The sequence below is a fragment of the Rhizobium sp. 01N424 genome (genome assembly GCF_056399485.1).
Genome location: NZ_JBFTRK010000003.1, coordinates 366,508 through 380,151, shown reverse-complemented (window position 1 = coordinate 380,151; position 13,644 = coordinate 366,508). Strand labels below are relative to the sequence as shown.

7 protein-coding genes are annotated in these 13,644 nt (G+C 61.2%); 3 read left to right on the top strand and 4 right to left on the bottom strand.

Features of this window, described 5'->3' with window-relative positions; genetic code table 11:
• Positions 1-22 precede the first annotated feature (22 nt).
• From hemA to AC1DNK_RS12255, 4 genes are all read right to left on the bottom strand, one after another.
• Positions 23-1,237 carry a 5-aminolevulinate synthase gene (gene hemA, locus AC1DNK_RS12270; protein WP_112444569.1) on the bottom strand — a complete coding sequence of 405 codons (1,215 nt, stop codon included), beginning with the start codon at positions 1,235-1,237 and terminating at the stop codon, positions 23-25.
• Between the two features lie 182 nt (positions 1,238-1,419).
• The gene (locus tag AC1DNK_RS12265) at positions 1,420-2,217 is read right to left on the bottom strand and encodes an FAD binding domain-containing protein (RefSeq protein WP_477941311.1); all 798 of its coding nucleotides are present in this window, start codon (positions 2,215-2,217) and stop codon (positions 1,420-1,422) included.
• A 12-nt stretch (positions 2,218-2,229) separates the two neighbouring features.
• Positions 2,230-4,575 (bottom strand): xanthine dehydrogenase family protein molybdopterin-binding subunit, encoded by a 2,346-nt coding sequence (locus AC1DNK_RS12260; RefSeq protein ID WP_477941310.1) that lies wholly within the window; start codon positions 4,573-4,575, stop codon positions 2,230-2,232.
• Positions 4,576-4,657: 82 nt separating this feature from the next.
• Positions 4,658-5,149, bottom strand: a complete 492-nt coding sequence (locus AC1DNK_RS12255; protein WP_477941309.1) for a (2Fe-2S)-binding protein — start codon at positions 5,147-5,149, stop codon at positions 4,658-4,660.
• A gap of 281 nt (positions 5,150-5,430) precedes the next feature.
• Between AC1DNK_RS12255 and AC1DNK_RS12250 the strand changes: the two genes are divergently transcribed.
• From AC1DNK_RS12250 to AC1DNK_RS12240, 3 genes are all read left to right on the top strand, one after another.
• A complete protein-coding gene (locus AC1DNK_RS12250) occupies positions 5,431-5,697 on the top strand; it encodes a YMGG-like glycine zipper-containing protein (RefSeq protein WP_112385738.1) in 267 nt (88 codons plus the stop codon).
• A 170-nt stretch (positions 5,698-5,867) separates the two neighbouring features.
• On the top strand, positions 5,868-7,790 hold the full coding sequence (locus AC1DNK_RS12245) for an autotransporter assembly complex protein TamA (RefSeq protein ID WP_477941308.1): 1,923 nt from the start codon (positions 5,868-5,870) through the stop codon (positions 7,788-7,790).
• A 64-nt stretch (positions 7,791-7,854) separates the two neighbouring features.
• Positions 7,855-13,638, top strand: a complete 5,784-nt coding sequence (locus AC1DNK_RS12240; RefSeq protein ID WP_477941422.1) for a translocation/assembly module TamB domain-containing protein — start codon at positions 7,855-7,857, stop codon at positions 13,636-13,638.
• Positions 13,639-13,644: the final 6 nt, after the last annotated feature.

The window sequence follows — 13,644 nt, the reverse complement described above, 5'->3', positions numbered from 1 at the left end:
TATTACGTTATTTCTGTTTTTCTTAGGCGACGTGCCTTGCCAGCGCACAACGCGACCACAGCGAATGCAGCGCGCCGACCAGATGCTCGATATCGGCATCGGAATGCTGCGGCGTCGGCGTGATGCGCAGGCGCTCGGTCTTCTTCGGCACCGTCGGATAGTTGATCGGTTGAACATAGACGCCGAAATTGTCGAGCAGCAGATCCGAGATCCACTTGCACTTCGCGGCATCGCCAACCATCACCGGCACGATATGGCTCGGGTTCGGCATATGCGGAATGCCCTGCTGGTCGAGCAGCTGGCGCAGCTTGCGCACCCGGTCCTGATGGCGGGCACGCTCGAAGGGGCTGGCCTTCAGATGCTGGATCGAGGCGACCGCACCGGCGGCGAGCGCCGGCGGCAGTGAAGTCGTGAAGATAAAGCCCGAGGCAAACGAGCGGATGAAGTCGCAAAGCGCCGTCGAGGCCGCGATGTAGCCGCCCATGACGCCGAAGGCCTTGGCAAGCGTACCCTCGATCACGGTGATCCGGTCCATCAGGCCTTCGCGCTCGGCAATGCCGCCGCCGCGCGGGCCGTACATGCCGACGGCATGGACTTCGTCGAGATAGGTCATCGCGCCATACTTGTCGGCGAGGTCGCAGATTTCCTTGATCGGCGCGATATCGCCATCCATCGAATAGACGCTTTCGAAAGCGATCAGCTTCGGCGCCTTTGGATCGGCGGCCGCCAGCTTGGCTTCGAGGTCATGGATGTCGTTGTGCTTCCAGATCACCTTCTCGCACTTGGCGTAGCGGATGCCCTCGATCATCGAGGCGTGATTCAGCGCATCGGAGAAAATGATCATGCCGGGGATTTTGCCGCCGAGCGTGCCAAGCGCCGCCCAGTTCGAGACATAGCCCGACGTAAAGGTCAGCGCTGCTTCCTTGCCGTGCAGATCGGCAAGTTCGCGCTCGAGCAGAACGTGGTGGTGGTTGGTGCCAGAGATATTCCGGGTGCCTCCCGCACCCGCGCCACAGTGGTCGATGGCGGCTTTCATCGCCTCGATCACCTTGGGATTCTGGCCCATGCCGAGATAGTCGTTGGAGCACCAGACCGTAACGTCTTTCGGGCCGTCGGCCGTGTGGCGCGTCGCACGCGGAAACTGTCCGCTGTGGCGCTCAAGGTCGGCAAAAACGCGATAGCGGCCTTCAGAATGAAGACCATCAAGCTCGCTTTTGAAAAACGCTTCGAAATCCATGCATATGCTCCAGTATCACGCGACCGTTTTGCTAAGCACACCGCCGCGCGTCAACCCATGGCGCCTCCTTTACCATCAACTGCGGCAAAAGGCGCATATTTTTGAATCATTCCAGACGAAAAAGCTTCAACCCAGCCGATAAAGCGGCTGGGTTGACATTTCCGGAAAGCCGCTCGTTGCGACTAACCTACAGCAGCAACGGCTCGCTTCGTCATGACTTTTATCAAATTGGCGCGATATTCGGCGCTGGCATGCAGATCGGACAGCAGGCCGTTGGCATCGACCTGAACGCCCATCGCGGCATCCGGCGACCAGTTGGCGCTGAGAGCCGCTTCCAGGCCACCATGCCGGAAGGCACCATTGCTGCCCGCCCCGGCGATGCCGACCCTGACAGTGCCGCCTGACCTGGTTACCAGGACGCTGGTGATCGCGTAGCGCGAAGCCGGATTGCGGAACTTGGCATAGCCGGCTTTCTCGGGCGCGTCGAAGCTGACACCGGTGACGATCTCACCGTCCTCAAGCGCCGTTTCGAACAGCCCGGTAAAGAACTGATCCGCTGGCAGCTGGCGCTTGCTTGTCACGATCGTCGCGTTGAGCGCCAGCATTGCCGCCGGATAGTCGGCAGCCGGGTCATTGTTGGCGATCGATCCGCCGATCGTGCCCATATGCCGGACATGCGGATCGCCGATCAGCCCCGCCAGTTCGCAAAAGGCCGGAAGCACGCTGCGAATCGCCGCGGATGAGGCGACTTCGGCATGCGTGGTCGCGCCGCCGATGGTGACTTTGCGCGCATCGACCTTGATGCCCTTCATGGCGTCGATATGCCGGAGATCGACAAGGTCGCTCGGCGCGGCCAGCCGCTGTTTCATCGTCGCAATCAGCGTCATGCCGCCGGAAACGAACTTGCCCTCGGGTTTGCCGGAGATCAGCTTGACCGCCTCATCGACCGAAGAGGCGCGGTGATAGTTCAACTCGTACATGGCCGTTCCTCCTCAATTGGTCGCACGTGACGCCATCCACACCTTCTGCGGTGTGGCAGGCATGGTCAGCATGTTGTTGCCGATGGCATCGGTGATCGCATTCATCAGCGCGGGTGGAGACCCGATCGCCCCCGCCTCGCCGCAGCCCTTGATGCCGAGTGGATTGCTTGGGCAGGGCGTGTTCTGATGCGACAGCTTGAAGGACGGCAGATCATCGGCGCGCGGCATGGCATAGTCCATGTAGCTCGCCGTCAACAGCTGCCCGTTCTCGTCGTAGTGCACACCTTCGAGCAGCGCCTGGCCGATACCCTGCGCAATGCCGCCATGCACCTGTCCCTCGACGATCATCGGGTTGATGATATTGCCGAAATCATCGGCGGCGACGAACTGGATAATCTTGGTGTGACCCGTTTCCGGATCGACCTCGACTTCGCAGATGTAGCATCCTGCCGGAAAGGTGAAGTTCGACGGATCGTAGAAAGCCGTCTCCTTCAGGCCCGGCTCCATCCCCGCCGGCAGATTGTGGGCGGTGTAGGAAGCAAGCGCCACCTGGAACCACGGCAGCACCTTGTCGGTACCGGCCACCTTCAGCTCGCCGTTTTCGATGACGATGTCGCTCTCGTCAGCCTCCATCAGATGCGCGGCAATCTTCTTTGCCTTGGCCTCGACCTTGTCGAGCGCCTTGACGACAGCCGACATGCCGACGGCGCCGGAGCGCGAACCGTAGGTGCCCATGCCCATCTGCACCTTGTCGGTATCGCCGTGGACGATGGAAACGCTGTCGATCGGAACACCGAGACGATCCGCCACCAGCTGAGCAAAGGTCGTCTCGTGTCCCTGGCCATGGCTGTGCGAGCCGGTCAGCACTTCGATCGTGCCAACGGCGTTGACGCGCACCTCTGCCGATTCCCACAGCCCGACACCAGCGCCGAGAGAGCCGACCGCCTGAGACGGCGCGATCCCGCAGGCTTCGATATAGCAGCTCATGCCGATGCCGCGCTTCATGCCGCGGTTTGCGGCCTCCGCACGACGGCCTTCGAAGCCATTCCAGTCGGCAGCCTGCATCGCCGCGTCGAGCGAGGCATCGTAGTCGCCCGCATCATACATCATGATCACGGGCGTCTGATGCGGGAAGGAGCGGATGAAATTCTTCCGCCGGAGCTCGGCCGGAGAAATGCCGAGCTCGCGCGCTGCGGTCTCCATCGTCCGTTCCAGCAGATAGGTCGCCTCCGGCCGCCCGGCTCCGCGATAGGCATCGACGGGCGCCGTATTGGTGTAGACGGTGCGGACATTGGCGTGGATCGCGGGGATCGCATACTGCCCTGACAGCAGCGTCGCATAGAGATAAGTCGGCACCGCCGAAGAGAAGAGCGACATGTACGCGCCGAGATTGGCGATCGTATCGACCTTGAGCCCGATGATGCGATGATCCTTATCGAAGGCCATCTTCACCTTCGACACATGATCGCGTCCATGCGCATCGGTCAGGAAGGCTTCGGTGCGGTCAGAATTCCACTTCACCGGAACGCCGGTTTTCTTCGAGGCCCAGAGACAGACGATCTCTTCGGGATAGATATAGATCTTCGATCCGAAACCACCGCCGACATCGGGTGCGATAACCCTGAGCTTGTTCTCCGGCGCCACGTTATAGAAGGCGCTCATCACCAGACGGGCGACATGCGGGTTCTGGCTCGTCGTGTAGCAGGTGTAGTGATCCTCGGCAGAATCATAGATCCCGAGCGCTGCCCGCGGTTCCATCGGATTGGGCGACAGACGGTTGTTGGTGAGTTCGATCTCGGTGACATGCGCTGCCGCCGCAATTGCCTGATCGGTCGCGCCTTCATCGCCGATCACCCAATCGAAGATCAGATTGTCCGATGATTCAGGATGGATCTGCGGCGCGCCCGACTTCAAGGCCTCGACGGCTTCAGTGACGACAGGAAGTTCCTCGTAGTCGATGCTGACGGCTTCGGCCGCATCCCGCGCTTCGCCGAGCGAATCGGCAACGACGATCGCCACGGCATCGCCGACATAGCGGACCGTATCGACCGCCAGCGGCCGCCACGCACCCATCTTCATCGGAGAACCATCGCGCGAATGGATCATCCAGCCGCAGATCAGATTGCCGATACCATCGGCAAGCAGCTGCTTACCATCGAGCACGTCGGTAACGCCGGGCATCGCTTTCGCGGCCGAGACGTCGATATTGGTGATTTTTGCATGAGCATGCGGGCTGCGGATGAAGTAGCCATATTTCATGCCCGGAACGACCATGTCGTCCGTGTAGCGGCCCTTACCTGTCAGAAACCGCTTGTCTTCCTTGCGTGCGACGCGTGCACCAATTCCTTCAACACCCATGATGTCCTCCAATGGGGTTTCGGGCCTGGCATTCCGCCAAAGAGAATTGTGTTCGGCAGCTGCCAGACGAATTCAGGGGATGCTATTCGGCAGCCTGCTTGGCGCCGCCATGCATTTCGGCATTGGCGGAGAGCACGGCCTTGACGATGTTGTGATAGCCGGTGCAACGACAGATATTGCCTTCAAGCTCGTGGCGAACGGTTTCCTCGTCGAGATGGCCGCCGTGGCGGTTGATCATATCGGCCGAGGCCATCACCATGCCGGGCGTACAGAAGCCGCATTGAAGGCCGTGATGTTCCTTGAAAGCCGCCTGAACGGGATGCAGCTCGCCATTTGCCGCAAGCCCCTCGATGGTCATCACCGAAGAGCCGGAGGCCTGGACGGCCAGGATCGTGCAGCTCTTCACCGACTTGCCGTCCATGTGGACGACGCAGGCACCGCACTGGGTCGTATCGCAGCCGACATGGGTGCCTGTCAGCCCCAGCTTTTCGCGAATGAAATGGACGAGAAGCGTTCTTTCTTCACAGTCGCCGCTCACCGCGCGGCCATTCACCGTCAGTTTGACTTTCGCCATGATGTCCTCCTCGTGCCTCCTCCAGGCACAAGCGGCATCATTTGACCTTTTCCCTTTAGGATCAACCGCTACTTTAGGGAGTTGTATCAATTTTGCTTCACTGCCGAAGTCCGATAGAACAGGGCTCTCCTGAAACGTTATGAAATGAAGCGTGACCGCAAACTTTGCGGAGATTGCTGGACACGCTTTGTTTACGACATAGTTTGCAGCCTAAGTGACAAAAACAAAAACACGTGAGGGACGGCTGCTGCCCGGGGGCAGCGAACCTTTTGGAGATGGAAATGAAGAAGATTATCGCATTCGTACTCGTCGGCCTCTCGATCGCGAGTTGCACGCCGACACAGCAGGGTGCCGGCATCGGCGCCGCTTCCGGCGCTGTGATCGGTGGTGTTGCTACAGGCAATGTCCGCGGTGCCGCAGTTGGCGCAGCGATCGGCGGCGTTGCCGGCGCACTGATCGGCCGTGTCGCCGAGCAGCCCGGGCAGTGCTATTATCGTGATCGAAACGGCAATCGCTACATCGACGACTGCCCGCGCGGCGGCTACTAAGCGTTAAATTCACCGACTAAAAAATCCCGGCCAGCGCCGGGATTTTTCATTTTCTGTACTAAATTAGCCCGCCAGCAACTTAAATTGGTACACGTTTCGCATTTTTGCCGCTAAGGTGCCCGCGGCTGGGCAACGCGAAGCTTCATTTTCCATGTAACTAAAAGCGGCGGATGCAGATCAGAGGGACGACACCGAAAGCGGGTTTCGCGTATCGGCGGACAGGCACCATGATGGTGATCGCGGCAACGGCCGCGTTTTCGCCTGCATTGGTCGATGAGGCATACGCCTTCAAGCTGTTTGGCATAACGATATTCGGCAAGGACGACAGCGAAGCGGAACAGGTTCCTGATCCGGTGCGCTACGACGTCGATCTGACGTCGGGCACGGCAGATCCTGATCTCACGGAGGCCCTGCAAAACAGCTCGCGCCTGGTCGGCGACAAGGACAAGCCGGTCTCCGGCGATCTCGGCGTCGTCGTCAAGGCGCGCGACGACCGCGAGCGGCTGATCGCCACCCTGTATGAAAAGGCCCGATATGGCGGCGTGGTGACCATCACCGTCGATGGCAAGAATATCGACAACCTGCCACCCAATCCTGTTTTCGACCGGTCGAAGCCGGTCACCGTCAACGTCAATGTCGATCCGGGGCCGGTGTTCCACGTACGCGACGTCCAGTTCGGCGGCGATGCAGCGATGCGCAATCCCGCAGACTACGATCTGGCGCCCGGCGAAGAGGCGGGCTCCCTCGTCATCATCAAGGCCGGCGACAAGATCGTCGAGCAGTTGAAGAGCGAAGGACGGCCGCTTGCCAAGCTGACGAAGCGCGAGGTCGTTGCCGATCATCGCACAAGCACCGTCGATATCGTCATCACCACCGAAGGCGGCCCCGTTGCCCCGGTCGGCACCGTTGGCGTCACCGGTGAAAAGACCGTCAAACCCGATTTCATCCAGCGCTATTCGCGGCTCAACCGCGGCGAGGCCTATTCGCCAGAGGCTTTGAAGAAGGCCGGAGACCGTCTGCGTGCCCTTGGCGTCTTCTCGAGCGTCACCATTCACGAAGCCAATGAGCTCGCTGCTGATGGTACGCTACCGATGACCATCGAGGTGTCGGAAGGCAAGCAGCGCTACTTCGGCTTCGGCGCCAACTACTCGACGATCGACGGCTTCGGCCTGCAAGGCTACTGGGGCCATCGCAATCTTTTCGGTGAGGCGGAATCGCTTCGTATCGAAGGTACAGTCGGCCGGCTCGGCGAGAACGACATCAGCAATCTCGACTATTCGACCGGCATTTCCTTCACCAAGCCTGGCGCCTTCTTCCCAGCGGGAACGCTCAAGGCATCGATCCTTGCCAAGACCGAGAATCCGGATGCCTACAACGCCTCTCTGATCACCGGCTCGCTCGGTTACTCCTACGAGCTCAGCGATCACGATACCGTCTCGGCCGCAGCCGAGATCAGTTACGAAAAAGACGACGACGCCTTCGGCAACAACGAGTATCTGACCTTCGCTCTGCCACTGACATACGAGCGCGACGCCCGCGACAACAAGTTCAATCCGACGGAAGGCTACCGCGCGACACTCGCGGCAACGCCGAGCTATGAAGCCTTCAACGGCACCATCTTCTCCTCCTTCGAGGGCTCGATTTCGGGCTATCAGGCGATCGGCCAGGAGGACAATGTAGTGTTCGCCGGTAAGGTGGCCGCGGGTTTCCTGGTCGGCGGCGAGCTGCAGGACATTCCCGCCACCCGCCGCTTCTTTGCCGGCGGTGGTGGCTCGGTGCGCGGCTACGGCTATCAGGAGATCTCGCCCTACGACGCCGACAGCGAGGCGACCGGCGGCAAGTCCTATGTGACCGCCTCGCTGGAGGCACGCGTCAGGATCACCGATACGATCGGCATCGTGCCTTTCATCGATGTCGGCACGGTTTCGGCAGACACCTTCCCCGATTTCGGCGATTTCCGCGCCGGCGCCGGTGTCGGTATCCGCTATGCCACGCCTTTCGGTCCGCTGCGGCTTGATTTTGCCGTACCGCTGAACAAGTACGAAAATGGCACGGCCTATGGAATCTACGCCGGCATAGGCCAATCATTCTAACGGCGGGAGACGGCAGCGGATGAACCCGTTGCACCGCCATGCGAACGGGATAGTGTCCGCCTTCATGCAAGCACTGACGAAACTCATGAACTGGATCGTAAGGCTGCTGGGCTATGGCCTTGGCCTTGTGCTTGTCGTTGCCGCGATTGCGATCGTCATTTTCGGGTTCACTTCCTTCGGCTCACGCATCGTTACCGAAAAAGTCGCGGAGATCATCTCCAACCGGGACATGAACGTCTCGATCCGCGAGCCTGGCAGCCTGCTGACAGGCGGCCTCGATGCTGCACAGATCACGATATCTGACACCCGTGGTGTATTCGCCGAAGCGAGAGGAATCTCTATCAACTGGAATCCCTTGGCGCTGCTGACCGGCACGTTCCACGCCAAGCAGATCGGCATCCAGTCGATCACCGTCGTCCGCAAGCCGGTGCGCACATTGCCGTCGCCGCCGGATACCGGCGAAGAAGCCGGCTTCAAGCTGCCTATCAAGATCGACATCGAAAACATTGCGCTCCCGCAGATCAATCTCAGCGAGCAGCTTGTCGGCCGCGCCTTCACGCTGGTCGCGGGCGGCAATCTCCAGGCCGATCAGAACGGTGGCCACGCGGTTCTCAACGTCAATCGCCAGTCGGTGCCGGACGCCAAGCTGAACGCCGACGTTGCCTTCATGCCCGAGGAAAACCACCTTCGCCTCAAGGCTCAGCTTGCCGAACCGAAGGGCGGCGTGATGGCGACGTTGCTGTCGCTGCCGGGCGATCCATCCGTCAATCTGTCGATCGATGGCGACGGTCCGATTTCGAACTGGAAGGCCAAGCTGCTGGCGGCCCTCGATGGACAGCCCCGCGCTTCGATCGAAGGCCAGCATGTACTGACGCCGGAGGGTCTTCACCAGATCAACCTGAAAGGCGGCGGGGATCTGAGCTCGCTCCTGCCCCCACCCTTCCGCCCGCTCTTTGCAGGGCAGACCAATATCGATCTGGCCGCCACTTTCGACAACAAGGGCAAGATCGACATCCAGACCGGCAACATCGCCACCGGAAGCGTCGTCATCGCCGCCTCCGGCACGCTCGATCCGGCGGGTAACAACAGCCTGAATGCCAATGTTCTCGGCACATCCGGCCCTGTCGATTTCCGCTGGCCGCTCGAAAAGGGTGAAGCGCGCCTGCTCGTCAGCGGCCTCAATGTCGCTCTGACCGGCGACGCCAAGGCTGCCCGGCTGAATGCCAGCGCATCCCTGGACGCGATCACCGTTCCTCAGGCCACGGCAAGCAACGTCAAGCTGACGGCCAAGAGCGATGCCTTCAACATCGCCAAAAAAAGCGGCGGCGTGCAGGTCCGTCTTGTGGCCGGCGATACGGCCTTCATCAATCCCGACATCAACCGGGCGGTTCAGGGACCGGTCACGCTGGCAGCCCCGCTTCAGATCGCGCCAGATAGCATTGGCTTCAACGGCACGACATTCGAAAGCGCCAATGCCAGCGGCAGCGTTAACGGCACCTACAGACTCGAGAGCCAGGCGCTCACAGGCAATGCCAAGCTGACGATCGAACCGGCGGCCCTCCCGGTGGCGATCGCGCCGCGTTTCGACACGCCGATTTCGATCGAGACACAGGTTGCAGGCACGATTCCTTCGAAGATCAATCTGTCGAACCTCGTGGTGAAATCGGGCAGCCTGGAAACCGCTGGCAACGTCACCCTCGACGGCGACACGCTGGCGGCCGATCTCAGCGGACGGCTGCCTGATATCGGCAAGCTCGTTCAGGATACCGGCGGCGAATTGGCCTACACGGCCAATATCAGTGGCCCACTGACCGCGCTCGCCATCAAGGCGAACTTGAAATCTGCGGCGCTTCAGACCGCTGGCCGTACGCTCTCGGGTCTAGACGTCGCTCTCTCCGGAACCGCCGATCCCGATGCGCCGCAGGCGACGGTCAGCGCCAAAGGTGCGATCGACGGCCAGCCGCTGGCGATCAATGCCAATGTCCAGTCGAAAGACGGGACGACCAGCATTCCGTCGATCTCCATCGATGCCGGCAGCAACAAGCTGAACGGCAATATCGAGCTGACGCCATCCTTCCTGCCGAGCGGCAAGCTGAATTTCGATTTTCCGGATGTCGGCCTGCTGGCAGCTTTGGCAGGACAACGTGCCGAGGGCGATCTGAAGGGGGCCTTCGACATCGCCAATGACGGTGGCAAAATCTCCATCAAGGCGAAGGCCAGCGGCAGCGGCGTCAGGCGCGACGGCCTGTCGCTGGTGAAGCCGGATATCGATATCACCGTCAGCGATCTGAAAGCTTTTGCAGCGAACGGCATCATCAAGGCCGACGAGATTTCTTCGGGCGCCAACACCATCAGCGGCCTGGCGGTCAATTTCACGCAGCAGCAGAACCGCACCAATTTCGATCTAACCTCTGTCTACGATGCCAATCCGCTGGTCGCCGCCGGCGCAGTCGAAACCAACGACGGCAGCATGAAGATCGAGCTCGACCGGCTATCGGCAAAGCCGCGGAATATTGCCGTCGAGCTTTCTGCGCCGACCGCCGTAACGATCGCCGGTGGAGCAGCAAAGCTGGATGGCCTGACGATCCGCACCGGTGAGGGTTCGGTCAGCGTTTCGGGCTCGGCCGGAGAAACACTCGATATCGATGCGACGATCAAGGACCTCCCCGCCAGCCTCGCCAACACCTTCGTCCCGAAGCTCGAGGCGGCAGGCAGCATTTCCGGCACGGTCACGGTAACCGGCACCCCGGCGGCCCCGATCGCGAACTTCAAGCTGAATTGGAAGGACGCATCGACAAGCCAGACCAAGGCCGCAGGTCTCTCCGGCTTCGCGATCACCGCAGGCGGCAAGCTCGCTGACAACAGGCTGGATTTCGAAACCACCGCAGATGGCGGCAAGGGACTATCCCTGAAGGCCTCGGGCAACTACATGGTCGCCGGTGCCAATGCCCAGGCCCTGTCGGTCGATGCCGAAGTCGCCAACGTGCCTGCGGGGCTCGCCAACGCCTTCGTTCCCGATCTTGGCGCCGCCGGCGTCATATCCGGCACCGCCAAAGCCTCCGGCACGCTCCCCAACCCCACCGCGCAGTTCGACCTGTCGTGGAAGGACGCGGCAACCAGTCAGACGGTCAAGGCCGGCCTTGCCAAACTGGCCATCGGCGCAACTGGCACCTTCGCCGAAAACAAGCTCGCCTTCGACGTCGACGCCACCGGCGCAAAGAACCTGGCGCTGAAAGCCAAGGGCAACTTCGTCGTTTCAGGGCTCGAAGCGAATACGTTGACGGCCGATGCCGATATCAGCAACGCCCCGGCCTCGCTGGCAAATGCCTTCGTTCCAGGCCTTGGCGCCGAAGGACTGATTTCAGGGACCGGCAAGGCTTCCGGCAGGCTGCCACGCCCTAGCGCCGAATTCGACCTGACCTGGACCGATGCCGCGACCGGCCAAACCAGGAAGGCGGGGCTTGCGAGTTTCGACGTTTCCGCCAAGGGCAAGTTTGCCGACAGCAAGCTCGATTTCGATACCGCAGCAAGCGGCAAGAACAGCCTATCGCTGAAGGCAGCGGGCAGCTTCACCGTTGCCGGTCCCGATGCAAACAGCCTCTCCGTCGATGCCACGATCGGCAATGTACCGGCCGGGCTGGCAAATCCCTTCGTTCCCGGCCTTGGCGCCGAGGGTCTGATATCGGGAACGGCCAAGGCCTCCGGCAAATTGCCGAGACCGAATGCCGACTTCGACCTCACATGGACGGATGCCGCGACGGATCAGACGAAGAAAGCCAAGCTCGCCAGCTTCGACGTCACCGCCAAGGGCAAGTTCGCTGACGACCGCATCAATTTCGACGCGGCGGCAAGCGGCAAGAACAGCCTGTCGCTGAAGGCAACCGGCAACTTTGCCATCTCCGGCCCCGATGCCAACGCGCTTTCGGTCGATGCCGACATCACCAACGTGCCAGCCGGCCTTGCCAACCCCTTCGTGCCGGGCCTTGGCGCCGAGGGACTGATTTCCGGAACCGCCAGAGCTTACGGAAAGCTCCCCAATCCGGCGGCCGATTTCAAATTTGCCTGGAAGAACGCCGCGACAAGTCACACCAAGGCCGCCAATGTTACCGGTCTCGGCGTCACGGCCGATGGCCGACTTTCTGGTAATACGCTGAATTTCAACGTCAACGCCAACGGCAGCGGTTCGCTGTCGGTCAAGGCGAAGGGCAGCTTCGAGGTTGCCGGCCCTCAGGCGAATTCGCTGCGCGCCGACGCTGACATCAATAATCTGCCGGCCGGCATCGCCAACGCCTTCGTTCCCAATCTTGATGCCGAAGGGGCAATTTCGGGCAGCGCCAATGCCGCGGGCAAGCTTCCGATCCCCGATGTCGATTTCAAGCTCAACTGGAAGAATGCGCAGACCAGTCAGACAAAGAGCGCTGGCCTTGCGCCACTCGGCATCACCGCCAATGGAAAGCTTGCCAGCAACACGCTGACGCTCGATACCGGCCTTTCCGGCGACGGCGGCCTGTCGATGAAGGGTGGCGGCAGTGTTGGCATTGCCGGGCAGAAGGCACTGAACCTTCAGTTCCGCGGCAACCTGCCCTTCGCCATTCTCGGCGCGCAGCTCGCCCAGCAAGGCTTCGTTGCCGAAGGCGCGGCGGATATCGATCTTCGCATTACCGGAAATGCCGGTGGTCCCGTTATCAACGGCAGCGTCAACACCGGCGGCGCCAAGCTGATCGACGTTCGCCGCAACCTGGCCCTCAATAACCTGACTGCAAGCGTCACCATGAACGGCCAGCAGGCGACGATCTCGCGCTTCAGCGCCAATCTGGCGAGCGGCGGCGCGATCTCGGCCACCGGAACGATCGGCATTCAGCCGAATGGCGGTTATCCCGTCAATATCGACGTCAAGCTGGACAAGGCCGTCTATGTCGATGGCACGCTCGTCGTCGCAACAGTCGATGGCACCGTCGGTCTGCGTGGTCCGCTGCTGTCCAACCCGACCTTGAGCGGACGCCTCGATCTGGAGAAGGCCTCCGTCACGGTGCCGGAAAAGCTGCCGACCTCGCTGCGCGAAATCGACATCAGGCACATCCACGCGCCCGCCGCGGTGCTCAAGCAACTGCGCGACGAAAGCCCGCCGAAGCCTGGCGAAAAGTCTTCGACGATCACGCTCGATCTTCAGCTCAATGCGCCGTCGCAGATCTTCGTTCGTGGCCGCGGCATCGATTCCGAGCTTGGCGGCAGTCTGACCATCAAGGGGACGGCTGCAGCTCCGATCGTCTCCGGCGGCTTCACCATGCGGCGTGGGCGCCTGACGATTCTGAACCGCCGCATGAACTTCACCGACAAGAGCCGCATCACTTTCGCAGGTAACCTGACCCCTGCTTTGGATATGGAGGCAAGCTCGACCTCGGGCACGACGACGCTGACGGTCGATGTCGGTGGTCTGGCGACCGACCCGGCCATCACCTTCTCGTCGTCACCGGCCCTGCCGCAGGATGAAGTCCTGGCGCAGTTGATCTTCGGACAGTCGATGTCAAAGCTTTCGCCGGTGCAGATCGCTCAGCTTGCCGATGCAGTCAGCCAGCTCGCCGGTGGCCGGTCGACCTCGCTTTTCGAGGGCCTGCGCAACCAGCTTGGCGTGGATGATCTCGACATCAGTACCGATGAAAAGGGCCAGACCAGCGTCAGCGTCGGCCGCTATCTCAACGAGCGCACCTATTTTGAACTGCAGCAAGGCGGTGCGGCCGGTGCCAAGGCGATCATCAATCTCGATGTCGGCCGCGGTGTGAAGCTTCGCGGTGCTGCGGGCGGAAATGGCTCGGGTGAAGCGGGCGTCGTTTACGAGCACGAGTATTGACGCTCG

What these genes read in the sequence shown, in the direction of transcription:
- hemA (WP_112444569.1), bottom strand. Translation starts at nt 1,237, where the DNA reads ATGGATTTCGAAGCGTTTTTCAAAAGCGAGCTTGATGGTCTTCATTCT.
- AC1DNK_RS12265 (WP_477941311.1), bottom strand. Translation starts at nt 2,217, where the DNA reads ATGTACGAGTTGAACTATCACCGCGCCTCTTCGGTCGATGAGGCGGTC.
- AC1DNK_RS12260 (WP_477941310.1), bottom strand. Translation starts at nt 4,575, where the DNA reads ATGGGTGTTGAAGGAATTGGTGCACGCGTCGCACGCAAGGAAGACAAG.
- AC1DNK_RS12255 (WP_477941309.1), bottom strand. Translation starts at nt 5,149, where the DNA reads ATGGCGAAAGTCAAACTGACGGTGAATGGCCGCGCGGTGAGCGGCGAC.
- AC1DNK_RS12250 (WP_112385738.1), top strand. Translation starts at nt 5,431, where the DNA reads ATGAAGAAGATTATCGCATTCGTACTCGTCGGCCTCTCGATCGCGAGT.
- AC1DNK_RS12245 (WP_477941308.1), top strand. Translation starts at nt 5,868, where the DNA reads ATGCAGATCAGAGGGACGACACCGAAAGCGGGTTTCGCGTATCGGCGG.
- AC1DNK_RS12240 (WP_477941422.1), top strand. Translation starts at nt 7,855, where the DNA reads ATGCAAGCACTGACGAAACTCATGAACTGGATCGTAAGGCTGCTGGGC.